The 24,232-nt window shown below is 32.9% G+C and carries 21 protein-coding genes; 12 read left to right on the forward strand and 9 right to left on the reverse strand.

Going from position 1 to position 24,232, the window contains the following annotated elements; all coding sequences use genetic code 11:
* The first annotated feature begins 18 nt into the window (after nt 1–18).
* From LXH21_RS09775 to LXH21_RS09790, 4 genes are all read left to right on the forward strand, one after another.
* Complete coding sequence (locus LXH21_RS09775) at nt 19–435, forward strand: thiol-disulfide oxidoreductase DCC family protein (protein ID WP_239865298.1); 417 nt, start codon at nt 19–21, stop codon at nt 433–435.
* 217 nt (nt 436–652) lie between these two features.
* Complete coding sequence (locus tag LXH21_RS09780) at nt 653–1,381, forward strand: LOG family protein (RefSeq protein ID WP_239865299.1); 729 nt, start codon at nt 653–655, stop codon at nt 1,379–1,381.
* Nucleotides 1,382–1,525: 144 nt separating this feature from the next.
* Nucleotides 1,526–4,357: a gluzincin family metallopeptidase gene (locus LXH21_RS09785; protein ID WP_317208791.1), complete on the forward strand. Its 2,832-nt coding sequence runs from the start codon at nt 1,526–1,528 to the stop codon at nt 4,355–4,357.
* 191 nt (nt 4,358–4,548) lie between these two features.
* Nucleotides 4,549–6,957, forward strand: coding sequence for an alpha-ketoacid dehydrogenase subunit alpha/beta (locus LXH21_RS09790; RefSeq protein ID WP_239865778.1), 2,409 nt, complete (start codon nt 4,549–4,551; stop codon nt 6,955–6,957).
* A 269-nt stretch (nt 6,958–7,226) separates the two neighbouring features.
* On the opposite strand, the gene LXH21_RS09795 is transcribed toward LXH21_RS09790, so the two are convergent.
* The 7 genes from LXH21_RS09795 to pyrR form a co-directional block, all read right to left on the reverse strand.
* Nucleotides 7,227–7,736: a CAP domain-containing protein gene (locus LXH21_RS09795; RefSeq protein WP_239865301.1), complete on the reverse strand. Its 510-nt coding sequence runs from the start codon at nt 7,734–7,736 to the stop codon at nt 7,227–7,229.
* A gap of 273 nt (nt 7,737–8,009) precedes the next feature.
* Nucleotides 8,010–8,519: a CAP domain-containing protein gene (locus tag LXH21_RS09800; protein WP_239865303.1), complete on the reverse strand. Its 510-nt coding sequence runs from the start codon at nt 8,517–8,519 to the stop codon at nt 8,010–8,012.
* Nucleotides 8,520–8,827: 308 nt separating this feature from the next.
* The gene (gene pdxH / locus LXH21_RS09805) at nt 8,828–9,472 is read right to left on the reverse strand and encodes a pyridoxamine 5'-phosphate oxidase (RefSeq protein WP_239865305.1); all 645 of its coding nucleotides are present in this window, start codon (nt 9,470–9,472) and stop codon (nt 8,828–8,830) included.
* 87 nt (nt 9,473–9,559) lie between these two features.
* Nucleotides 9,560–10,465 (reverse strand): ribonuclease Z, encoded by a 906-nt coding sequence (locus LXH21_RS09810; protein ID WP_239865307.1) that lies wholly within the window; start codon nt 10,463–10,465, stop codon nt 9,560–9,562.
* A 202-nt stretch (nt 10,466–10,667) separates the two neighbouring features.
* A complete protein-coding gene (locus tag LXH21_RS09815) occupies nt 10,668–11,000 on the reverse strand; it encodes a ribonuclease Z (RefSeq protein ID WP_239865309.1) in 333 nt (110 codons plus the stop codon).
* A gap of 42 nt (nt 11,001–11,042) precedes the next feature.
* Nucleotides 11,043–11,969, reverse strand: coding sequence for an aspartate carbamoyltransferase catalytic subunit (locus LXH21_RS09820; RefSeq protein ID WP_239865311.1), 927 nt, complete (start codon nt 11,967–11,969; stop codon nt 11,043–11,045).
* A gap of 42 nt (nt 11,970–12,011) precedes the next feature.
* Nucleotides 12,012–12,551 (reverse strand): bifunctional pyr operon transcriptional regulator/uracil phosphoribosyltransferase PyrR, encoded by a 540-nt coding sequence (gene pyrR / locus LXH21_RS09825; protein WP_239865313.1) that lies wholly within the window; start codon nt 12,549–12,551, stop codon nt 12,012–12,014.
* 219 nt (nt 12,552–12,770) lie between these two features.
* On the opposite strand from pyrR, the gene LXH21_RS09830 reads away from it, so the two are divergent.
* Entirely contained in the window at nt 12,771–12,944 is a 174-nt protein-coding gene (locus LXH21_RS09830) for a hypothetical protein (RefSeq protein ID WP_239865315.1), read from the forward strand.
* Nucleotides 12,945–13,015: 71 nt separating this feature from the next.
* On the opposite strand, the gene LXH21_RS09835 is transcribed toward LXH21_RS09830, so the two are convergent.
* A complete protein-coding gene (locus tag LXH21_RS09835) occupies nt 13,016–14,632 on the reverse strand; it encodes an ABC-F family ATP-binding cassette domain-containing protein (protein ID WP_239865316.1) in 1,617 nt (538 codons plus the stop codon).
* 427 nt (nt 14,633–15,059) lie between these two features.
* Here LXH21_RS09835 and LXH21_RS09840 point away from each other — a divergent pair, with 427 nt between their 5' ends.
* The 3 genes from LXH21_RS09840 (at nt 15,060) to LXH21_RS09850 (ending at nt 17,814) form a co-directional block, all read left to right on the forward strand.
* A complete protein-coding gene (locus LXH21_RS09840) occupies nt 15,060–15,803 on the forward strand; it encodes a hypothetical protein (RefSeq protein WP_239865317.1) in 744 nt (247 codons plus the stop codon).
* 28 nt (nt 15,804–15,831) lie between these two features.
* Nucleotides 15,832–16,680: a transglutaminase-like domain-containing protein gene (locus LXH21_RS09845; protein ID WP_239865318.1), complete on the forward strand. Its 849-nt coding sequence runs from the start codon at nt 15,832–15,834 to the stop codon at nt 16,678–16,680.
* Between the two features lie 255 nt (nt 16,681–16,935).
* Entirely contained in the window at nt 16,936–17,814 is an 879-nt protein-coding gene (locus tag LXH21_RS09850; protein WP_239865319.1) for a histidine kinase, read from the forward strand.
* Between the two features lie 6 nt (nt 17,815–17,820).
* On the opposite strand, the gene LXH21_RS09855 is transcribed toward LXH21_RS09850, so the two are convergent.
* A complete protein-coding gene (locus LXH21_RS09855) occupies nt 17,821–18,996 on the reverse strand; it encodes a DUF3095 domain-containing protein (RefSeq protein WP_239865320.1) in 1,176 nt (391 codons plus the stop codon).
* Nucleotides 18,997–19,633: 637 nt separating this feature from the next.
* On the opposite strand from LXH21_RS09855, the gene LXH21_RS09860 reads away from it, so the two are divergent.
* The 4 genes from LXH21_RS09860 to LXH21_RS09875 all read left to right on the forward strand — a co-directional run bounded on the left by LXH21_RS09860 (nt 19,634) and on the right by LXH21_RS09875 (nt 23,909).
* Nucleotides 19,634–20,263, forward strand: a complete 630-nt coding sequence (locus LXH21_RS09860) for a GNAT family N-acetyltransferase (RefSeq protein WP_239865321.1) — start codon at nt 19,634–19,636, stop codon at nt 20,261–20,263.
* 60 nt (nt 20,264–20,323) lie between these two features.
* A complete protein-coding gene (locus LXH21_RS09865; protein ID WP_239865323.1) occupies nt 20,324–21,517 on the forward strand; it encodes an argininosuccinate synthase in 1,194 nt (397 codons plus the stop codon).
* A 220-nt stretch (nt 21,518–21,737) separates the two neighbouring features.
* A complete protein-coding gene (gene argC, locus LXH21_RS09870) occupies nt 21,738–22,715 on the forward strand; it encodes an N-acetyl-gamma-glutamyl-phosphate reductase (RefSeq protein WP_239865325.1) in 978 nt (325 codons plus the stop codon).
* Nucleotides 22,716–22,772: 57 nt separating this feature from the next.
* A complete protein-coding gene (locus LXH21_RS09875) occupies nt 22,773–23,909 on the forward strand; it encodes an aspartate aminotransferase family protein (RefSeq protein ID WP_239865327.1) in 1,137 nt (378 codons plus the stop codon).
* The last annotated feature ends 323 nt before the right edge of the window (nt 23,910–24,232 follow it).

Consider the following 24,232-nt stretch of genomic DNA (forward strand, 5'->3'; position numbering starts at 1 on the left):
TTCTATAAACTGTAAATTATGCTAGACCTTCCAACAGATAAGAAAATTATTATTTTTGATGGCGTTTGCAATCTTTGCAATTCAGCCATCAACTACATAATCGCACATGACAATAAAGATATTTTTCGTTTTGTTGCGCTACAATCAAATCTAGGTCAAGAAATTTTAAAACACATTGGTATCGATACTCATGAAATTGATAGCATAATACTCTACCTTCCTACTAAGGCATATTACTATAAATCTGAAGCTGCACTCGAAATAGCAAAAGATTTAAATGGATTTTTACCAATGCTATCTCTCTTTAGAGTCATACCTTCAGCTTTAAGTAATTATATTTACGATTGTATAGCCAAAAACAGGTACCGCTGGTATGGAAAAAAAGAAAGCTGCATGATACCAACACCAGAATTGCAGTCTAAGTTTTTGATTTAAGTAAGATTCTCTAAGTAAGCTACTGACTTTTTATATAAAATATTCAAATTGCAAAAAACGGCTTCATTTTAATTTGTTGGTATATAAAAACACCCTATATTCGTTAGTTGGTTTTCCGATTTTATTCCTTTAATCGTGAGGTCATACTTGCTCTTAGCAAATATAACTTTGCTGTGACAACAACATTTCAAATTATTAATTTAAAACATAAAAATATATGAGACTCGAAGATTTTGATAACGACGAAGATAAAATTATAGAAGATAGATTAAAACAAAAATCTTGGAATGAAATACGCACAAATGATAGTTGGGCAATTTTCAAAATCATGGCCGAATTTGTAAACGGTTACGAAACGATGGGGCGCATCGGCCCATGTGTAACCATATTTGGATCGGCCAGAACAAAGCCAGATGAACCATATTATAGACTTGCAGAAGATATCGCTTTTAAAATTGGTGAAGCTGGTTACGGTGTTATTACCGGTGGTGGACCTGGAATTATGGAAGCAGGTAATAAAGGAGCACACATGTCAAAATCTCCTTCTGTAGGACTTAATATAGTTTTACCTTTTGAGCAGCACTTTAATCCTTATATCGATACTGATAAAAATTTAAACTTTGATTATTTCTTTGTACGTAAAGTGATTTTTGTAAAGTATTCGCAAGGTTTTGTAGTAATGCCTGGTGGTTTTGGAACAATGGATGAATTGTTTGAAGCATTAACACTAATTCAGACAAAAAAGATCGCTAAGTTTCCAATTATACTTGTTGGTAGTACGTTCTGGTCGGGACTGGTAGATTGGATTAAAACAGTTTTAATCGAAACTGAAAAAACCGTAAGCCCAGATGACTTAAACCTGATAAAAATTGTAGATACTGCAGAAGAAGTTGTTCTTGTTCTTGAGAACTTCTATAAAAAATACAATTTAAAACCAAATTTTTAATTGAAAAGCTGCTTGTAACGAGCAGCTTTTTTATTTTAAAGCCCTTCCCTTCTTTTTTTCGTATATTAAATTATCGAAAAGCATCATTCAAAGCCATTTAAATAGTTTTTGATTGCTATATTAGTAGAACTTAAACTAACCCAATTGAAAATAACCATCAAATTAGTTTTTCTTGCTTTTGCAGTCCTATACTGCACAAAACAGTACGGACAACATCATTCAAAGATGGTGGTCGAAGTTAATACATATGCCCATGTGTTAAATGTGCAACAAGAACTTACTTATTTTAATGAATCAACAGATACGCTTACGGCAATTGTTGTAAATGACTGGAACAATGCATATTCGAATATAAATAGCGCTTTGGCCCGAAGATTTTCTGACGAATTTTATCGAGGTTTTCATCTTGCCAAAGAAGAAGAACGCGGTAGCACTCAAAATATCACAATTGTAGATCCAGACAAATTATTTTTGGCATGGGAAAGAAGTACGGATGTACCGGATGCTATTCATATTCGACTAAGACAAAAATTAGCACCAAATCAAAAAATTACACTTAATTTGACATATGTAGTAAAAGTTCCTAGTGACACTTTTACCAAATTTGGTTATGATTCTAATGATAATATGATCTTGAAGAATTGGTTTATAACACCAGCTCGTTATTCTAATCACAACTTTATAAGATATAACAATGAAAACTTAGACGATATAGTAAATGCAATATCCGATTTTAATATTTCGCTAAAAGTACCAGTCAAATATACGGTCACGACAGATTTAGATAATAATCTGGCTTCTGAAGAATACGGGTATAAAACTTATACTTTACAAGGTAAAAATCGGTTAGACTTTAACTTGCTTGTAGCAGTAGATTCTAAATTTAAAAGTTATTATAATAATGATTTAGAAATTGTTACCAATATTGACGACGCTAAATTATCCAAAGATCAAAAAGCAATAATCATAAATTGCATTGCTCAATATGCTAATGATAACATCGGCCAATACCCATTTAAGAAAATTGTTGTTACACAGACAGATTATGAGCGTAGTCCTTTTTACGGTTTAAATCAGCTCCCGTCGATAATTAGACCATTTTCAGATACTTTTAATTACGAAATTAAATTTATGAAAGCTTTCTTAAATGTTTATTTAAAAAATAGCTTGGCATTAGATGAGAGGAAAGAAGCTTGGATACACGATGCGATTCAAGTTTATACGATGATGAAATATATTGAAGGTAATCATCCTGATACAAAAATGTTGGGGAGTGCCGCTAATTATAAATTATTGAAAAGTTATAATTTAACCAACATTGACTTTAATGAACAGTATAGTTATTTTTATATGTTAATGGCTCGAAAAAATCTGGACCAACCATTATCTACCCCAAAAAATAACTTAATAAAGTTCAACGAACAAATTGCTAGTAAATACCGAGCAGGTCTTAGTTTACGCTATTTAGATAATTATTTAGAAAAAAACATAATAGAAAAAAGCATTAAAGAACTCTATTCCTCCAGCAGCGGTACGGCAATCGAAAAAGGTACGTTTGAAAAAATTTTAAAAAGTAATTCAGATGAAGATATCAGTTGGTTCTTTAGTACTATCATCAATTCTAGAAATGCAATTGATTATAAGTTTTCGAATGTTACAAAAACGAAGGATAGCCTTTCTTTTTCGATAAGAAATAAAACTGGATTTGTCGTTCCTGTGCCTATTTTCGGGTTGAGAGATGGCGAGGTTATTTTTAAAAAATGGATACATCCTCAGGAGAAAGATAGTATTTATTCAATTAGTAGGAATGAAGTGGATAAAATCGTCATTAATTATAAAAATGAAGTTCCAGAATATAATTTGAGGAACAATTGGAAGTCCTTAAAAGGATTTTTTCCAAATAATCGTCCGGTTAAATTTGTCTTCATGAAAGATTTGGAGGATCCATACTATAATCAAGTGTTGTATGTACCTACAGTAGAGTATAATTTATATGATGGATTAATATTGGGAATGCGTTTACACAATAAAACAATATTAGACAAGCCGTTTATTTTCGACTTAACTCCTTCTTATTCGACCAAATCTGAAACACTTTCAGGTTCTGGAGCACTTTCTGTAATTCAGAATTACCGTAATAGTGCGTTGTACAATGCGAGATACACCTTATCTGGTTCCTACTATCATTATGCACCAGATGCTGCTTATTTAAAATTTACTCCTTCTGTCTTAGTTCGAATTCGAAACAAAGACAATTACAGAGACAATAGAAAAGAAACAATTTATCTTCGACAATTAATTGTAAATAAAGAACATAGCAATATTGTTCCTTCTGATAACATTGAAAACTATTCTATTTTTAATGCAAAATATTTTAACACAAAAACAGAGGTAACTAATCACCTGAGTTTTATGTCAGAGATTCAGGCTTCAAGCAAATTTAGTAAAGCTATTGTCGAAGTTTCTTATCGAAAATTATTTGAAGACAACCGTCAAATAAATTTTCGATTCTATGCGGCAAGCTTTTTACACAACAAGACAGATTCAGATTATTTTAGTTTTTCACTGGACCGACCTACCGATTATATGTTTGACTACAATTACTACGGAAGATCTGAAGATAAAGGATTTTACAGCCAACAATTAATTATAGCTGAGGGAGGATTCAAATCAAAGCTCGGAACTCCATTTGCAAATCAATGGATTACAGCTTTAAATGGCGGATATTCTATTTGGAATTGGGTTGAAGTTTATGGTGACGTTGGTTTTTTAAAAAATAACAACCGTCCAAATCAGTTTTTATTTGATAGCGGAATTCGTCTTAACTTGGTCACTGACTATTTAGAACTTTATCTTCCGGTTTATTCTTCAAATGGTTGGGAATTTAACGGCAAAAATTACAATGAAAAAATAAGATTTATAGTTACTTTCTCGCCCAAAGTTGTCCTAAATCTTTTTAGCAGAAAGTGGTTTTAGAATTACCATAAAAAGACGCTTATTTTTACACTATATGTTTTTTAAATCTGTTAAATGAAATAAATAAACAATAATACCATCATTATTCTATAAAAAAATTAAGAATTTTAAAATCATATTTCTTTTATTGCATTATGAATTTCCCTAGTTTTTAAGTAAATTTGCAGAACTAAGATATACCTTCATAAATGATGATAAAAGAAAAGAGCAATACTGCATTAACATTCGATGATTTTAAAACCGAAGTCCTGAAAGATTACACTATTGCTATCACTAGTAGAGAATGTAGTTTATTGGGGCGTAAAGAAGTGTTGACAGGTAAAGCTAAATTTGGAATTTTTGGTGACGGAAAAGAATTACCACAAATTGCCATGGCTAAGTTCTTTAAGAATGGTGATTTCCGCTCTGGGTATTATCGTGATCAAACTTTTATGATGGCCATTGGTCAATTAACTGTAGAACAGCTATTTGCTGGCTTATACGGGAATACAGATATAAATGATGAACCCATGTCCGCAGGTCGTCAAATGGGTGGTCACTTTGTAACTCATAGTTTGAACGAAGATGGTTCTTGGAAGAATTTAGCACAACAAAAAAATTCTAGTGCCGATATCTCTCCTACTGCTGCTCAAATGCCAAGATTACTTGGATTGGCACAAGCGTCAAAAATTTACCGAGAATTCGATACAATTCCGAATCAAGAAAATTTTTCGAATAAAGGAAACGAAATTGCTTGGGGAACTATTGGTAATGCAAGTACTACTGAAGGTGTGTTTTTTGAAACGATCAATGCAGCAGGCGTTTTGCAAGTTCCAATGGTAATAAGTATTTGGGACGATGAATATGGTATTTCAGTTCATGCTAAACATCAAACTACCAAGGAAGATATCTCTGAAATTTTAAAAGGATTTCAAAAAGAACAAAATACAAACGGTTTAGAACTTATAAAAGTGAAAGGTTGGGATTATACCGACTTAATCGCTGCTTATCAAAAGGCAGATGCTATTGCGCGTGAAAAGCATGTACCAGTGATGATACATGTCGAACAATTGACACAGCCACTTGGTCACTCAAGCTCTGGTTCACATGAGCGTTACAAAAATAAAGAACGTTTAGACTGGGAAAAAGAATATGATTGTGTGCGTCAGATGCGTTTGTGGATGATTGCAATCAATATTGCTTCACCAGAAGAATTGGATGCTATTGATCTAAACGCTAAGAAAGAAGTATTAGAAGCGAAGAAAAAAGCTTGGAATGCTTTTATCTCTCCTATTATTAATGAACAAAAGGAACTTGTAGATTTATTACAGAAAATAGCTTCTGTCTCTACAAATCCAAATGTGATATTGACTCATGCAAAAAATTTAAGTGGAACAAAAGAACCACTGAAGAAAGAAATATTAGTCGCTGCTCGTAAATCTTTACGACTATTGCCAGTAGGTGGCGAAAAAACAGAATTGATGAACTGGATGGCTAATTTTAGTAAAAAATACCAAACAGCTTTCAGTACTCATTTGCACTCACAATCAAAGTCTAATGTATTTTCTGTCGAAGAAGTAGAGCCTACTTTTTCTGAAGAAGAAATTCCTGATTCTGATGGACGTATGATCATTAGAGATAATTTTGATGCTATTTTTACTAAATATCCTGAATCTTTAATCTTTGGAGAAGATTCTGGGAATATTGGGGATGTTAATCAAGGATTAGAAGGTTTACAAGAAAAATTTGGTGAAGCACGTGTAGCCGATGCGGGTATACGTGAAGCAACAATTATAGGACAAGGTATCGGTATGGCTTTAAGAGGCTTGCGACCAATTGCCGAAATTCAGTATTTGGATTACTTGCTATATGCAATTCAGATTTTAAGTGATGATTTAGCTACTCTGCAATATAGAACTTTTGGAAAACAGAAAGCACCTTTAATCATACGTACACGTGGACATCGTCTAGAAGGTGTTTGGCATTCTGGTTCTCCGATGGGTATGATCATTAATGCCGTACGAGGAATTCATGTTTTGGTTCCTAGAAATATGACTAAAGCTGCTGGTTTTTATAATTCTCTAATGCAAAGTGACGAACCAGCTATTGTAATCGAATGCCTAAATGGTTATCGCTTAAAAGAAAGGACTCCAAATAATTATGGAGAATTTAAAACGCCTATAGGTATTGTAGAGACTATAAAAGAAGGAAATGATATGACTTTGGTTTCCTATGGCTCCACGTTACGTTTGGTAATGGAAGCTGCAAAAGAATTAGCTGAAGTTGGAATCAGTTGTGAAGTAATAGATTTGCAGTCATTATTACCTTTTGACATCAATCATGATGTAGTAAAAAGTATTAGCAAAACCAATCGTTTGCTTGTTATTGACGAAGATGTACCTGGAGGTGCCTCTGCCTATATTTTACAAAAAATAATCGAAGAACAAGATGCTTACCAGTTTCTTGATAGTAAGCCACAGACTTTATCGGCCAAGGCTCACAGACCAGCATATGGAACTGATGGTGATTATTTCTCTAAACCATCGATAGAAGATATTTACGAAAAAGTGCACGCAATGATGCATGAAAGTAATCCGTCAAAATATCCTAGCATTTATTAAATAGTAAAAAAAAGTTAGCCATAAAAATGCCCCCAAAGAGTATCGAACTCTTTGGGGGCATTTCAATTGAAAAACCTTTTTATTGGTTTAATTGATCTTTTTTTAGCTGTTATTAACTGTCCTATTAAAGAGAACAATAGTTCGCAGGAAATTTTGAGAAAAGTTGATTTAATTTTAGTTTAATTAATAATAAAAAAGGTTGCCAGTATCATATGATTTTGGCAACCTTTTTCTAATAAACAAATAAATATAAAATAAACAAACTAAATTTAAATTTTTGCAAAGATATTCGTGTAATATTTTTTTCCTGTAACCGGATCAGCTTTAATAGCTATTCCAAAATGTGTAAAATTCCCAACTACATTCTCTTTGTGAGTAGGGCTATTCAACCATGCAGCAACAACTGCTTCAGGAGTTGTAAAATTATAAGCTATGTTCTCTCCCACTCTCGATGCGCCTAGAACTTTAATTATATTTTCTGAACGAGAAACAAAATCATTATGATTCACTACTTTATTTGTAATCATATAGTCATCATGTTCTTCTGACTTAAATGAAATATGATTAATTTTTTCTAGTGCATTTAGACCAACACTTACCCTATATTCATTAATTAAATCCATTGTAGCTAATTCAGTTTCATTATAACTGTAATCTACAACCTTTGCACTTTGTTCTGCTGCAGTTTGATCTGCACTTTCCCAACTGTCTGATGAACATGAATTCATGGTGAATATAACTGTGGCTAATATGGCAATACGTAGTAAAGTTGTTTTCATAATTTTAGTAGTTTAAATTTAAAGTAGATGTGGGGCAAAAACTTTAATCGTGGATATTGTATTATTACTTTTTCAAATATAAGAATATATATAGAAATATCGATAAAAAACACAAAAAGATCGTTGAAATACATAAATCTTTTTTCAAAGTAGTCTAATTAGTACTTTTTAAAATAAAAAAAGTTGCCAAAACCTTTCGATTTTGGCAATTTTACTACTACTACTTCCTAAACAAATAAAATAAAAACTAAATATAAAATTAAATAACCAACATTAAATTTTCGCAAAAATATTCGTGTAATATTTTTTTCCTGTAACAGGATCAGCTTTAATAGCTATTCCAAAATGTGTATAGTTCCCAACTACATTTTCTTTGTGAGTAGGACTATTCAACCAAGCAGCAACTACAGCTTCTGGAGTTGTAAAATTATAGGCAATATTCTCTCCTACTCTTGATGCTCCTAGCACTTTGATTATGTTTTCTGAACGAGAAACGAAATCATTATGATTCACTACTTTGTTGGTAATCATGTAATCATCATGTTCTTCTGATTTAAAAGATATATGATTAATTCTTTCTAATGCATTTAAACCAACACTCACTCTGTACTCATTAATTAAATCCATCGTAGCTATTTCAGTTTCATTATAACTATAATTTACAACCTTTGCACTTTGTTCTGTCGCAGTTTGATCTGCACTTTCTGAAGCGTCTGATGAACATGAATTCATTGTAAATATAACTGAAGCTAATAATGTGATACGAAGTAGAGTTGCTTTCATAATTTAGTAGTTTAAGCTTAAAGTAGATGTGGGGCAAACACTTTAAAAGACGATTATTTTATAATTGTATAACTTTTACTTTCTTATTTCAAACTTACACATAATACCGTTTAAAAACACAATTAATCCGATAAAATGCAATTATTAAATCCTTAATAGTATAAAATCTTACAAAATCAGCCTATTTTAAAAATTTTAATCTATTTATTTATAATTTTTAAGAGATCAGTTAAATAAGTCTAAAAAAAATGAGGGTTATATCACTTTAAGCGATATAACCCTCATTTTTTAAAAATAATAGGACGTATTTAGGGAGCCATTCGCTCTGCTTTCCAAGAGTAATCTTCTTGGAGGCTGTAACGAATACGATCATGTAGTCGATTTGGTCTACCTTGCCAAAATTCTACTTCAATAGGCTCTACAATAAATCCGCCCCAATGAGTTGGACGCAATATTTCTTTGTTTTCAAATTCAACTTCTAATTTCTTAAGTTCTTTTTCTAAATATTCTCTTGATGGTATTACCTCACTTTGATCTGAAACTATTGCTCCTAACTTGCTTCCATCAGGTCTTGAATCAAAATAATTATCAGAAACATTTTCAGGAACTTTAGATGCGATACCCTTAATAATAACTTGACGTTCCATAGAATGCCAGAAAAATGACAAGCATATTTTAGGATTCGCTGAAATCGCTTTCCCTTTTTCTGAATGGTAATTAGTGTAAAACACAAATCCATCCTCTGAAAACTTTTTTAATAATACTACTCTCGATTTTGGAAAACCATCTAAGCCAAATGTAGAAACAGTCATCGCATTGACTTCTTCAGTACCACCAAAATCTTCTATTTCGTGAAACCATCTGTTAAATAAATTAATAGGATCTTCTGGAATAGTAGATTCTAATAATTCGCTTTTTTCATATGATTTTCTATAATTACTTAAATCATTCATATTTATTTTATTTTAGTGAGTGCTATTAATGTCACTGCTATTAGTTTGATCTACCTTTTTAAAATGTTTTACGCAACGTACTTATTTTTAAAATTCAAAGCTTTTACCATCGTCTCCTAAAAGAACATTATTAAATACACTTTCCGCTTCCTTTTGAAATAGATCTATCGATTCGTAACGCGTTGAATAATGTCCAAGAATTAATTGTTTTACGTTGGCTTTTTTAGCTATTGTAGCTGCCTCAACAGCTGTAGAATGCATTGTTTTTACTGCTAGTTCATTTTCAGAATTTAAAAATGTAGTTTCGTGATATAGAACATCTACTCCGTCGATAAGTGGTATAATGGTTTCAGTATACATCGTGTCAGAACAAAAAGCATAACTCATAGGTTCTTCAGGATCAAATGTAAGATCCGCATTAACAATAATTTCACCACTATCCAAGGTTATATCTTTACCGTTCTTTATATTCTGATAAAAGCAGGTTTCAATTTTAAACTTCTCGACAGCACTTATATTTAATTTTCTTTTTTCTAATTTCTCTTCAAACAAAAAACCATTTGTATACACGCGATGTTTTAAAGGAATCGTTCTTACTATAACTTTATCATCTTCAAATAAGACAACACTTTTCTTAGATTCTAATTCATGAAAATACAAATTGTAATTGGTATAAGAGTTTGAAAGTTTTAGTTGTAATAGCGTGACTTCCTTAATTCCCTTGGGACCGTATACATGTAAATCAGTTGTTCGCCCTAATAAACTAAAAGTTGATATCAAACCGATCAATCCATAAAAATGGTCACCATGAAGATGTGAGATAAAAATATGATTTATTTTGGAAAATTTAATCTTATTTTTTCGCAATTGCACTTGAGTACCTTCACCACAATCAATTAAAAAAAGACGGTTTTTAATATCAAGAACTTGTGACGTAGGATTGGTTAATGTTCGAGGTGTGGCAGCATAGCAACCTAGTATTGTTAGTTTCATTGTATTGTTAAGTAAACACTATAGATTTTTGATCGTAAATGAAATGAATTTACATAATTGAAATCAGCATTTTTGAGGAAATTGATAAAAATTGTAGTAATGAGTGCAATGACTATCTTTTAGCAGTTAACTGATTTGACTATAACGGTTATGCTATATCCATTTAGTTGATAATAGTGTCATACTACTTTCGAACAATAAATTAAAATCCTAAATCTCTTTCAATTTCTTCCATCCCTATAATATCATTTGCTTCTAGTAAAGTAGGAACAACAGTTAACTTGGTTGAAACAGCATTATAATCAATACCGTCTGCAACAATTACAAAGGACTTTTTCGCTTTTTTATGTTGTTTAGATAAAGCTTTTAATTCTTTAATATTATCAATCGTTATTTCTTTATTTGGTAATAAGTCAATAATTAAATTATGCTCTTGATATGTTTTATATTGGTGCGTAACCTTTAATAAGAAAGCAGTGAAATCACCCTGAGTTTCTTTAATGGTAATCGTATGTCCTTTTTGATCTACTTTCATCTGATTTAATTTAAAGTTGGAGTTTTGTACTGATTGTTCTATTTATTGAATTTTTGACGCTAATAAGTATATGACAGCCATCCTGATAGCAACTCCATTTTCGACCTGATTTAAAATAACAGATTGTTGTGAGTCAGCAACGTCTGATGTAATTTCGACCCCTCTATTAATAGGTCCTGGATGCATTATTACAATTTCTTTATCCAAGGAATCAAGTAATGCTTTATCGACTCCGTATTGCTGGGCATATTCTCTCGTTGATGGAAAAAAATTAACATCCATTCTTTCATTTTGGACGCGCAACATGTTGGCGACATCACACCATTCTAATGCTTTTCTTAAATTGGGTTCTACTTGTACACCAAGTGACTCAATGTGTTTTGGAATTAATGTTTTTGGACCGCAAACCTTTACCTCTGCTCCTTGCATTTGCAAAGCATAAATATTAGACAGCGCTACTCTCGAGTGCAAAATATCACCTACAATAACTACTTTTTTACCAGCGACATCACCTAGTTTTTCTCGAATGGAGTAACTGTCAAGCAACGCTTGCGTTGGGTGTTCGTGTGCACCATCACCAGCATTGATGATACTAGCCTTAACATTTTTTGACAAAAAGTAAGCTGCTCCTGGATTAGAGTGACGCATAACAACCATATCAACTTTCATTGATAATATGTTGTTTACAGTATCGATTAATGTTTCTCCTTTTTTAACGGAAGATTGTGCTGCCGAAAAGCTAATTACATCTGCAGACAAACGTTTTTGTGCTAGTTCAAATGACAATTTGGTTCTTGTACTATTCTCAAAAAATATATTGGCAATCGTAATGTCTCGTAACGATGGAACCTTCTTAATTGGTCGGTTGATAACTTCTTTAAAATGATCGGCTGTTTCAAAAATAAGATCAATATCATTTTTATTAATGTACTTGATTCCTAATAAATGATTTACGCTTAATTCTTTCATTTTTATATATCCTTAAATTATGAGTTAGATGGTAATTTTTAATTAGTTTGTAATCAAACAAACCGAATCTTCACCATCATTCTCTTTCCAGTTTACTTTTACTTTTTCGTCATTGATTGCATCTACTTGGCGCCCTCTATAATCAGGTTGAATTGGTAAATTTCGACTGAAACGTCTGTCTATCAATACTAGTAACTCAATCTCTGACGGTCGTCCAAATGATTGAATAGCTGTCAATGCCGCACGAATGCTTCTTCCCGTAAATAGGACATCATCAATGAAGATGACTTTCTTATTTTCGACTATAAAATTTATTTTAGTTTTATTAGCTTCTAAGGGTTTTTCGGTTCTGCGAAAATCATCTCTAAAAAAAGTGATATCCAAGTAACCTAATTGAATTTCTGGAGTTTTGTATTCCGTTTCCAATAAGGTTTTGAGTCGCTCTGCCAAAAATGTTCCTCGAGGCTGAATTCCGACTAAAATAGTATCCGAAAAATCTAAATGATTCTCAATGAGTTGACAAGCCAAACGATGCAGAATGATATTGACTTCTTTAGAAGTGAGCAATACTTTTTGAGTCATAGTAATAGTAGTGTTTGTCTAGCAAATATACAAAATATGGTTTAGCTATTAAACATTAAAATATTTTCCCTTGTATTTCTTTAACAAGATCGCTGCGTAGAAATTGCTATTTATAGAATTTCATAACTTTTTGCTAAAATTCTATAACAAAATTGAAAGTGTATTAAGGTAATTTTACAAAAAATAAAACAAACAAATAACACTCAAAAAAAATATACTATGAAAAATTTAACTGTAAAAATCGCTACACTATTAGTAATATTATCTCTTTTTACAAGTTGTGAAGCAATCGGGAGCATTTTTAAAGCTGGAATGGGATTCGGAATATTTATTGTTGTTGCAATAATTATTCTAGGTCTATGGTTAGTTAGTAAAATGTTTGGTAAAAAGTAGTACATACGACGATATTAAAAAAGCCTCCTAAGAATTTTTTAGGAGGCTTTACTTTTAAGTATAATAAAAAATTAAGAATACATCTTAACTCTTAATTCTTGAACTTTCTCGTCATCTAGATATTCATCAAATGTCATGTAGCGATCAATAACTCCCTTTGGTGTCAATTCTACAATTCTATTTCCCACCGTTTGAGCAAATTCGTGGTCATGCGTTGTAAAAAGTAAAGATCCCTTAAAATTTTTCAAAGAGTTGTTAAAAGCGGTGATTGATTCCAAATCCAAGTGATTGGTTGGTTCATCAAGCATTAATACATTAGCACGTTCCATCATCATACGAGACAGCATGCAACGTACTTTTTCTCCTCCAGATAATACACGACTCGTTTTTAAAGCTTCCTCTCCAGAAAAAATCATTTTCCCCAAGAAACCTCTAATATATACTTCATCACGTTCTTCTTCTGTCTTCGCCCATTGACGTAACCAATCAACTAGCGTATAATCATTTTCAAAAAAGCTATGGTTGTCACCAGGCAAATACGCTTGGTTTGTAGTCACACCCCAGTCAAAAGTTCCAGCATCCGCTTTTAGATTGTTATTCAAAATTTCATAAAAAGCAGTAGTCGCTCTCGAATCTTTCGAAAAAACTACCACTTTATCCCCTTTTGCCATATTTAAATCTACCCCTTCAAAAAGTAGATCTCCATCTACAATAGCTTTCAAACCTTGAACATTTAAAATTTGATCCCCCGCTTCACGATCTTGATCAAAAATAATCGCAGGATAACGACGGCTAGAAGGTTTAATTTCCGAAATGTTCAATTTTGAAATCATCTTTTTACGTGAAGTCGCTTGTTTTGACTTCGCGACATTTGCACTAAAACGACGAATGAATTCCTCTAATTCTTGTTTCTTCTCTTCTGCTTTTTTGTTTTGTTGCGCACGTTGTTTTGCTGCTAATTGGCTAGACTCATACCAAAAAGTGTAATTACCAGAGTAATGGTTGATTTTACTAAAATCAATATCAGATATATGTGTACATACGGAGTCTAAAAAGTGACGGTCATGCGATACTACAATTACTGTATTCTCATAATTTGCCAAGAAGTTTTCCAACCAAGCAATCGTTTCAAAATCAAGGTCATTGGTCGGCTCATCCATAATCAACAAATCAGGATTGCCAAATAAAGCTTGCGCCAAAAGGACACGTACTTTAATTTTACCTTCCAAATCAGCCATTAAAGTATAATGATTATCTTCGGTAATACCTAAGTTAGACAACATCGCAGCAGCATCAGAGTCAGCATTCCAGCCATTCATCTCTTCAAATTGTACTTGCAACTCCCCTATCCTGTCGGCATTTTTATCATTGTAGTCCAAGTACAACTCATCCATTTCTTTCTTTACGGCATACAGAACTTTGTTTCCCATCAATACTGTTTCTAGCACTGTATGTTCGTCAAATTTGTTGTGATTTTGATTTAAAACCGACATCCTTTTCCCTGGTTCCAAATGTACATGGCCAGCTGTAGGATCCATTTCTCCTGCAATAATTTTTAAAAAGGTAGATTTTCCAGCACCATTGGCACCAATAACCCCATAAATATTACCGTGCGTAAAGGTCGTGTTCACTTCATCAAACAAAATACGTTTTCCAAACTGAACTGATAAATTATTAACTGTTAACATGAATGTTCTTTATTTATAAAATTTGGGCAAAAGTACAAAAAAATCCTGAGTTCTTAGAATGCTAGATCATAAGGTTTTTAAAACAAATTATGGTTTAAAAATCAACTGACTTATTTGGGCGTGCCACAGCAAGAAAAGGGGCCTAACATTCTGGGAGTTGATTAGGCCCCTTCACTTACTGTGTCGGGCTTTCAGTGCTACTTTGGTAGCTTACTTCAATCCCTCACGCAGTCGTGCTTATGAGGTATATATTTTCTAATTGTAAAAAACTATTAAACAACCAATTATTGTAATCTTACAACAAGATTAGATAATAGTGTAATATTGAATATTGCAAAATGCGCTACTTTCGCATTGAAAGTTTATGAGTCTAATATTAAGTTATTAGCTTTCGATTAAATACTATCAAACCCTTAATTCAAAATTTATGACTTACTGTCTTGCGATTAAAGTAAAAGAAGGTCTAATAGCAATTGCTGACACCTGCATCACAGCCGGATCAAATGTTTCTATTAAGAAAAAAGTTCATGTAGAGCAATACCAAGATCATTCTGTTTTTATAATGACAAGTGGACTTCGCTCGGTACGCGATAAAGCAATCAATTATTTTCAAGAATTATCAGAAGAGACTAAGAGTTACACAAAATTATATCAAGTAGTTAATTCTTTTGGAGATCAAATAAAACGTGTTGCTAAAGAGGATAAAGCTTCACTGCTAAGTGGTGGTTTAAAATTCAATTTAAATACTATTATTGGAGGACAATTAAAAGACGATGCTACTCAGAAATTATTCCTTATTTATTCCGAAGGTAATTGGGTTGAACTTGACGAAGGTTCACCTTATGTAATCATTGGTAATTCGGGGCAAGGTAAAGCTATTCTTAATAGAATTATCAATCCAGACACAACAATGAAAGAAGCTTTAAAAGCAGGTTTTTTATCATTCGACTCCACTCGTGTGAGTGCCAACAATGTAGATTTCCCGATAGATGTAGTATTATACAAAAAAGACACTTTTGAAATGTTTGAAAAGAGATACGATCAAAAAGAGCTTTCTAATATTTCTGATCTATGGGCAGAAAAATTAAAATCAGCTCTTGATGAATTACCTGAAGAATGGCTTGACACCACTTTTGATAAATTAGACGACAAATTAGTCAACAATAAATAGAATTATAAATTATCTAAATCCTACTCAGATGAAATTCAAAGTTCACAGCGAAATAACATATAATGTAGCTATACCCACTACCTTCATATTTAATATTCATGCTATACGTAATAATAGCCAACAAATTCTTACTGAATCTTTAACTTTAAATCCTCAATTTGAAGTTGAAGAATTCTCATATAATTCAGGTGCAGGTCGTTTTCTTAGATTGAAATCGCAAGGAAACACCACTTTTACAATATCCTATGACGCTACCGTTGAAACCAACTATACTATTTATGACCAACGTCAAGAGTTTCAAAACGTTCCAGTTGCAGAATTAGATGGAGATATTATTCCGTTCTTATTTCCAAGTAGATACTGCCAATCCGATAAATTGCAAAAATTAGCTTTTAAGGAATTTGGTCATATCGAAAATATCTACTCAAAAGTACTAGCCATAACAGATTGGATACACAATAATGTAGAATATGTTAGCGGAAGTACAAATTCTCAAACATCCGCTCTAGATACGATCACCGATCGTGTTGGTGTTTGTCGTGATTTTGCTCATTTGGGAATTAGCTTATGCCGTGCTTTATCCATTCCTGCTAGATACCTTACTTGTTATGCATATACCTTACAACCACCTGATTTTCATGCTTGTTTTGAAGCATACATAGGCGGAAATTGGATTGTATTTGACGCAACGCAATTAGTTCCTTTAAATAGTCTGGTTAAAATTGCAAATGGTAGAGATGCTGCAGATGCTGCAGTTGCAAGTATTTTTGGAAACGCATCCTCTAGCAATATTTTAGTGTCTTGTGAACTCGCAGAAGATAATTTCGATCCCTTCTGGTACAATGAAAATGTCCTTAACGGTTTTTCAATACAGTAAATAAAAATTTAAATTGCACCTTACTGTTATTATAATAGTCAAATTTGTATACTTTTTTGATTATTATAATAAAATTAATCTATTTTTATAACTCAATAGTTATTTAGAGTTGATTAATTATTCATAACGTGCTCAGAGCTTATACACTACAATTGTTGTTTTGTTTTTGTTTTGAATGTAATCATAATGATTTTCTTCAAAATTCAAAAATAGAAAGCTTTATAGATTTTTATTTACAAATTAAAATTGGCAGTCATGGATAAAAATAAACTAACCAAAAATGTTCTTATAATTAACCCCTCCCCTCCAAACGCAAATAATCAGAAAGCGAATCGAGATGCTGAGTTAATTATTACGCATAAAGAAATTGCCTTTCATAAAGTTGAAAAAGCTAAAAGAGCAGCTGAGTTGGCAATTGCTACTGAGGAACTTATATTTCAGAATGTTGAAAAAGAAAAAAGAGCACAAGAACTCATAATTGCCAATAAGGAACTTGCCTATCAAAATTGTGAGAAGGAAAAGCGGGCAGCTGAATTAGTATTAGCAAACAAAGAACTTATTTATCAAAATATTGAGAAAGAAAAGCGCGCTCAGGAATTAATAGTTGCCAATAGGGAACTTGCTTTTCAGAATATTGAGAAAGAAAAAAGAGCGGCTGAATTAGTGATTGCCAATGAAGAACTCATTTATCAAAATATAGAGAAAGAAAAGCGAGCACAAGAATTGATAGTTGCCAATAAGGAGCTAGCTTTTCAAAATTGTGAAAAAGAACAAAGATCTCAAGAATTGATACTAGCTAACAAAGAACTTGCTTACCAAAATGGTGAAAAAGAAAAAAGAGCCAAAGAATTAATAGCTGTAAATTTAGAACTAAAGAAAAGAGAGGAACATCATAAAGAATATATTAGTGGTACCGATGAAATGATGTTTCTTACATCGCATAGAGTAAGACAGCCAATTGCTAATATTTTGGGGCTTGTTCAACTTTTAGATTTTCCTGTAGAAGACGAACAAGAAAGCATTGAAATTTTAGATGCCATTAAGGCTTCCGCACTTTCACTTGATTTACTTACCAAAGAATTAAATAATCATATTCTTGAATTAAGGAGAAAAACAAAAAATATATTAAAATAAAATACTTTACAATTTCTCATTTTGTAATTTTTTCATTTTGTCTTTAAACATGATAGCTGCGCTTGTATAGCCACCTTCTGTTCCATCGACAAAATGAATATGTTTTTTCTCTTTATCTTCAATATAACATGACATAATCGAAGCATGTGTAATATGTATACCATAAATAATCTTATGGTTTGCTTCCAAATGATCAAGTAAAATCTTCAATCGACTCACTTGTTCATCTGTTCCAGAAATAACTGTATTAAGAAATCCGTCCAGCATTATGGTATCAGACAATTGAGTAACTCGGTATTTGTATAGTTTTCCTGCTTGAAAGAATTTGAAATAAAAAGTTCCGAACAATGTCATAAACCAATTACTAATTAAATATGTGACTTTATACTTCCCTATTTTTACCTTCATCTCTTTTCTTATAGTTGCCAATGAAGTATTCAACTTTAACTTAAGAGCTGATATAGGATTACGTTTTTCAAGATTTCCAAAAATGAAGTCAATCTCTCTCATTATAATACCATAAATTTTGGCCTGTATATTTTCATCGTTACAATCTACCAGTAAACAAACTACTTTTTTGTCAGATTGGTTCGGATAAATCTCATCCCATCTACATTGCATTCCATCAAGATTTAGATCGCTGTCATCCTTACTTTGTATTTTTGTGGCTTCAAAGCGATCTTTAATAACACGCTCCGCATATTTTAATCCATTACCTAATATTACAGGAGTAGTCAAATATTCGTTATGCTTTAATTTTGTAATTTTTAATTTTATGTGATTGGCATAAACTTTTTCTACTTCAAGATGTCCAACTCTAAGCTGCAATTTTAAGGTTGTAAATATGTGTTGACTGTATTTATTTAAAGCAATCAGGATGGGCTCTAAAACGGCATTAGGCACTATAAATGTAGAACCATCACCACCAAAAAAATAAGGGATTTTGACCGAACTATTATTACTCTTTAATGTATTCAAAACTGTGATTATACTGCCTGTTGCACTCAAATTTACATCATTATGGCGACCTTTATTGACAGCAACTGTTGAGTTCTCGATATCTGTCACCACAACAGACCAATTAGATGGAACATTCGAAAATAAGTTTTCATCTTTTAGAAGCTCAGTCAGAGGCAAATTATTCTTTGCTATATTTTTATAAAAATTCAAATTATTCTCCATAACAGCACTACATCTACTTATGTTGTATTTTGTTTTAAAGATAGTTTTTAAGCATTACAAACATACAAATCTTATAAAAACTTCTGAAAATAAATATATTTAGTGACTAATAATTAAATTATCTCTGAAAACTCATTACTTTCTTTTTAATGTCTAAGTGAAAACGATAAATGAACTGTGGTTATATTTATTAATTCTGAAAAAAATTGTTGGATCTTTGTCCAATCTATAAGGAAATCTCTTTAAAACTACAAGATACAACAGATAACGATAATATTGTTATAAAAACCTATTTCATACCGCTCCCTTTCAAAAAAAATTGTACTTTTGTTTTATGATTAATAAACGTGTACATATTTCTTCTAATTCACGGATGAACAGACCCGTTACCTCTCCCGAGGTACGGATACTATTGGTATAGTATCTACTATGTTTGGCTCAATCATCATTTACTCATTTTTCACTTTTTTTGCTTTGGAATTGCAACTGTTATCTAGCACTGGATTAACAAATCCTATTAACAATATTTATAGTCAAGTTTTGTATTCATCTAGATGGATTCATAATGCTATTGTAACTATTGATAACTCCAGAAATAATCAAAATTTGTCTCACAACGAAATAAATCAATTATTAAATGAATATTGATATTTTAATAGCTCAGGAAGAGCATTTCAAATATGCACAAGAAATTTGTGATACGATAGAAACTTCCGCCAAATTGAGAGGTACAGGAATCGCTAAGAGAACGCCTGAATACGTCCAAAAAAAGATGCTTAATAAAGATGCAGTGATTGCATTGGCAGATGGTAAATTTGCTGGTTTCTGTTATATAGAAGTTTGGCAACACGGAAAATTTGTAGCACACTCTGGTTTAATTGTGCATCCTGATTTTAGAAATTTAGGATTAGCCAAAAAAATTAAATCTTTTGTTTTTGATTATTCCCTTAAAAAATATCCAAATGCTAAGGTGTTCGGAATCACAACTGGGCTTGCTGTTATGAAAATAAATTCAGATCTAGGATACAAACCCGTTCCTTTCTCTGAACTAACAAGTGACCCAAGTTTCTGGAACGGATGCCAAACCTGTACAAATTTTGAAATATTAAAGAGCAAAGACAACAAATTGTGTTTGTGCACAGGTATGCTATACGACCCAAAAGAAAAACCAAAAGACCCGCCAAAACATCCGTTTAACGTCAAAGTCTTAAACAGATTAAAGGCCATCAAACAAGCGATACTGTTGAGTATCACCGAAAAAAAATAAAAAGCAACATTCAATAATAATCAGCTACTGCGTAAACGCTCGTAGCCAAAAATAAAAATGATGAAAAAAGTAGTATTAGCTTATAGTGGAGGTCTTGACACCTCATATTGCCTAAAATATTTAAAAAACGAAAAAGGATTTGAAGTACACACCGTATTAATCAATACTGGTGGATTTGACGATCAAGAACTTAACGATATTGAGGAGCGTGCGTATGAGTTAGGTAGTGCAAAACATGCCAACCTTACTATTGTAGACAAATACTACGATAAAGCCATCAAATATTTAATTTATGGTAATGTCTTAAAAAATAACACGTACCCATTATCTGTTAGTGCTGAGAGAGTTTTTCAAGCAATTGAAGCCATCAAGTACGCAAAATCTATTGGAGCAACTGCTATCGCTCACGGTAGTACAGGTGCAGGAAATGACCAAATACGTTTTGATTTGATCTTCCATACCATCGCACCAGAAATTGAGATCATCACTCCTATCCGTGACTTGAAATTATCAAGACAAGAAGAAGTAGATTATTTAAGCCAAAACGGTGTACACTACTCTTGGGAAAAAGCACAGTATTCGATCAATAAAGGACTTTGGGGAACAAGTGTTGGAGGAAAAGAAACCTTGACTTCACACCAATCGTTGCCAAACGAAGCTTACCCTTCTCAATTGATAAAAGAAGGAGAAGAAAAAGTAACACTGGAGTTCAAAGAAGGAGAATTAATTGCCATCAACGGTAAAAAAGACAAACCGTCAAACAACATCGTTACTTTAGAAAAACTAGCAAATGCGTATGCAATTGGTAGAGATACGCACGTAGGTGATACGATTATCGGAATCAAAGGAAGAGTTGGTTTTGAAGCTGCTGCCCCGCTAATCATCATTAAAGGACACCATTTATTAGAGAAACACACTCTAGGAAAATGGCAACAATACTGGAAAGAGCAGCTAGGAAACTGGTACGGAATGCTTTTCCACGAAGGGCAATTTTTGGATCCTGTGATGCGCAACATCGAGGCGTTTCTTGAAGATACGCAGAAAAATGTAAACGGAAAAGTCTTTGTAACCTTGAGACCCTACCATTTTGTGTTGGACGGAATCGAGTCTGACAATGACTTAATGACCAACAGTTTTGGTCAATATGGCGAAATGAACAACGCTTGGACATCTGACGATGCCAAAGGATTTATCAAAATTTTGGGTAATGCTCAAAACATATTTTCGGCAGTAAACAACGAAACTTACGAATAATAAGGTCTAGGATTTGGGCGTGACCCTCCGTAAAAACTACGGGTCGGGCTATCCGCTCTATCTTTTTTGAAGTCCCGAAGCCTCGGGACTTCAAAAAAGGATACCGCTCCTATCCCTCACGCAAACAATAAGAATAGACCGCTTTCAATAAGGTGTCAATTCTGTAATAATATAATTTAGAATAAACGAATTCAGATTTATTCACCTAAAACAAAAGAGTATGATTTCTATTGGAATAATTGGAGGTTCAGGATATACAGCAGGAGAATTAATTAGAATTTTAATGTTTCATCCTAATGCAAAACTAGATTTTATTTACAGTACCACAAACGCTGGAAAACCGTTATCAATTGCACACCAAGACTTGATGGGCGATATCGAAATGAATTTCACCGATACTGTTAACCCAAATGTGGATGTACTTTTCTTGTGTTTAGGACACGGAAAATCAATCTCATTTTTGGAAAACAACAAATTTTCTGATACGACCAAAATTATCGATTTAGGAAACGACTTCCGTTTGACCAAAGACAAAGAATTTAATGGAAAATCATTTGTTTATGGTTTACCAGAATTGAATAAAACCGATATTAAAAACGCCAACTACATTGCAAACCCAGGTTGTTTTGCAACAGCTATTCAACTGGCTTTATTGCCGCTAGCAGCAGACGGTTTGTTGGCCGACGATGTACACATCAACGCCACAACAGGTAGTACAGGTGCAGGTGTAAGCTTATCCGCAACATCGCATTTCAGTTGGAGAAATAACAACTTCTCTCACTACAAAGCTTTCGAACACCAACATTTGGGCGAAATCAATCAAAGCATCAATCAGTTGCAGGCATCGTATTCAGACGAATTGCTATTTGTACCCAACAGAGGCGATTTTCCTAGAGGTATCTTCGCAACGCTTTACACGAAGTCAGAAGAAAGTTTGGACGATTTGGTTGCCAAATACACCGCATTCTACAAAGACCAACCGTTTGTAACTATAACTACCGAAAACATCAACATGAAGCAAGTAGTACAAACCAACAAATGTATCATTAGTTTATTAAAAAAAGGAAACCGGATTTTAATCACTTCGGTGATTGACAATTTATTAAAAGGTGCTTCAGGCCAAGCGGTTCAAAACATGAATTTAATGTTTGGACTCGATGAAAGCACTGGATTACATTTAAAACCATCAGGATTCTAAAACATCTCTATCACAGTCTAAAACTCTGACAGGGATAAACACTTAAAAAATAACAAAATGAACTTATTTGACGTTTACCCATTATATCCTATCACCCCTGTAAAAGCATTGGATTGCACCATTACAGACGAAAACGGAATCGAATATTTAGATTTATACTCTGGTCACGGAGTAATTTCGATCGGACATACGCAACCTTATTACGTTGCCAAAGTAAAAGACCAATTGGACAAATTGAGCTTTTACTCTAATGCAATTCAAAATCCGTTGCAAGTGGAATTGGCGGACAAACTTGGAAAGCTTTCAGGATATACCGATTACAGCTTATTTTTATGTTCTTCGGGAGCTGAAGCCAATGAAAATGCCTTAAAAATGGCCTCTTTTCATACCAATAAAGCAAGAGTAGTTTCTTTTGAAAATGCTTTCCACGGTAGAACATCGGCAGCAGTAGCAACAACGGATAATCCAAAAATTGTTGCTCCAATCAATGCACAACAAGTCGTTACTTTTTTACCGTTGAATCAAATTGATTTGGTAGAAGCAGAACTAAAAAAAGGAGATGTAGCTTGTGTGATTATCGAACCAATTCAAGGTGTTGGTGGATTAGACCAAGGAACAACCGAATTTTTTCAAGCACTTGAAAAAATATGTAAGGCAAATGATGTGGTTTTAATCATGGATGAAGTGCAATCAGGATTTGGAAGAAGCGGAAAATTCTTTGCTCACCAATTTCACGGCATCACCCCTGATATTATTTGCATGGCAAAAGGAATGGGGAACGGTTTCCCGATTGGTGGAATTTTAATTGCACCTCACTTCAAAGCAAGTTACGGTTTGCTAGGAACCACTTTTGGTGGAAGCCATTTGGCTTGTGCTGCAAGTATCGCCGTTCTTGAAGTTATTGAAAAAGAAAACTTGATGGAAAATGCGAGCAAAGTAGAAGCGTACTTCTTGGAAGCAATCAAAGTTATTCCCGAAATCATTAAAGTTAAAGGAAGAGGATTGATGCTAGGAGTCGAATTTGATTTTGACGTAAGCGCGTTGAGAAAGAAAATGATCATCGAAAAACATATTTTTACCGGTGGGGCAAACAACAAAAACTTGTTGAGAATTTTACCGCCATTAACGATTACAACCGCAGCCATTGATACCTTTATTGTAGCATTGCAAGAGAGTTTGGCTGAGTTGAAGTAGTTTTAAGGCTTGAATAAAAAATAAAAATCTGCGAAAATCTGTGTGCTATTATTATCTCACAGATTTTACGGATTTGAAAAGAATATTAAAACTTTACTTTGCAGAACACATGTAAAAAATTAAGGACTTAGGACTAAAAACTAAGAACTACATTTTTACCCATGAAGATTGGTTTTGCGTGAGGGATAGCAGCGAAAATCCTTTTTTATTGATTGTAGCGTAGCGGAAATGAATAAAAAAGATTGTAGCGAATAGCCCGACCCGAAGTTGCGAGAAGGAACGCCGAAGCAATCTGAGGGGCACGCCCAAATAATTTAAAATAA

The organism is Flavobacterium algicola (assembly GCF_022399565.1).
Taxonomy (GTDB): Bacteria; Bacteroidota; Bacteroidia; order Flavobacteriales; family Flavobacteriaceae; genus Flavobacterium; species Flavobacterium algicola.

What these genes read in the sequence shown, in the direction of transcription:
- LXH21_RS09835 (WP_239865316.1), bottom strand. Translation starts at nt 14,632, where the DNA reads ATGTTAACAGTTAATAATTTATCAGTTCAGTTTGGAAAACGTATTTTG.
- LXH21_RS09815 (WP_239865309.1), bottom strand. Translation starts at nt 11,000, where the DNA reads ATGAAAGTAGATCAAAAAGGACATACGATTACCATTAAAGAAACTCAG.
- LXH21_RS09790 (WP_239865778.1), top strand. Translation starts at nt 4,549, where the DNA reads ATGATAAAAGAAAAGAGCAATACTGCATTAACATTCGATGATTTTAAA.
- LXH21_RS09795 (WP_239865301.1), bottom strand. Translation starts at nt 7,736, where the DNA reads ATGAAAACAACTTTACTACGTATTGCCATATTAGCCACAGTTATATTC.
- pyrR (WP_239865313.1), bottom strand. Translation starts at nt 12,551, where the DNA reads ATGACTCAAAAAGTATTGCTCACTTCTAAAGAAGTCAATATCATTCTG.
- LXH21_RS09855 (WP_239865320.1), bottom strand. Translation starts at nt 18,996, where the DNA reads ATGGAGAATAATTTGAATTTTTATAAAAATATAGCAAAGAATAATTTG.
- LXH21_RS09800 (WP_239865303.1), bottom strand. Translation starts at nt 8,519, where the DNA reads ATGAAAGCAACTCTACTTCGTATCACATTATTAGCTTCAGTTATATTT.
- LXH21_RS09845 (WP_239865318.1), top strand. Translation starts at nt 15,832, where the DNA reads ATGAAATTCAAAGTTCACAGCGAAATAACATATAATGTAGCTATACCC.
- LXH21_RS09840 (WP_239865317.1), top strand. Translation starts at nt 15,060, where the DNA reads ATGACTTACTGTCTTGCGATTAAAGTAAAAGAAGGTCTAATAGCAATT.
- LXH21_RS09820 (WP_239865311.1), bottom strand. Translation starts at nt 11,969, where the DNA reads ATGAAAGAATTAAGCGTAAATCATTTATTAGGAATCAAGTACATTAAT.
- LXH21_RS09860 (WP_239865321.1), top strand. Translation starts at nt 19,634, where the DNA reads ATGAATATTGATATTTTAATAGCTCAGGAAGAGCATTTCAAATATGCA.
- LXH21_RS09810 (WP_239865307.1), bottom strand. Translation starts at nt 10,465, where the DNA reads ATGAAACTAACAATACTAGGTTGCTATGCTGCCACACCTCGAACATTA.
- LXH21_RS09830 (WP_239865315.1), top strand. Translation starts at nt 12,771, where the DNA reads ATGAAAAATTTAACTGTAAAAATCGCTACACTATTAGTAATATTATCT.
- argC (WP_239865325.1), top strand. Translation starts at nt 21,738, where the DNA reads ATGATTTCTATTGGAATAATTGGAGGTTCAGGATATACAGCAGGAGAA.
- LXH21_RS09780 (WP_239865299.1), top strand. Translation starts at nt 653, where the DNA reads ATGAGACTCGAAGATTTTGATAACGACGAAGATAAAATTATAGAAGAT.
- LXH21_RS09875 (WP_239865327.1), top strand. Translation starts at nt 22,773, where the DNA reads ATGAACTTATTTGACGTTTACCCATTATATCCTATCACCCCTGTAAAA.
- pdxH (WP_239865305.1), bottom strand. Translation starts at nt 9,472, where the DNA reads ATGAATGATTTAAGTAATTATAGAAAATCATATGAAAAAAGCGAATTA.
- LXH21_RS09850 (WP_239865319.1), top strand. Translation starts at nt 16,936, where the DNA reads ATGGATAAAAATAAACTAACCAAAAATGTTCTTATAATTAACCCCTCC.
- LXH21_RS09865 (WP_239865323.1), top strand. Translation starts at nt 20,324, where the DNA reads ATGAAAAAAGTAGTATTAGCTTATAGTGGAGGTCTTGACACCTCATAT.
- LXH21_RS09775 (WP_239865298.1), top strand. Translation starts at nt 19, where the DNA reads ATGCTAGACCTTCCAACAGATAAGAAAATTATTATTTTTGATGGCGTT.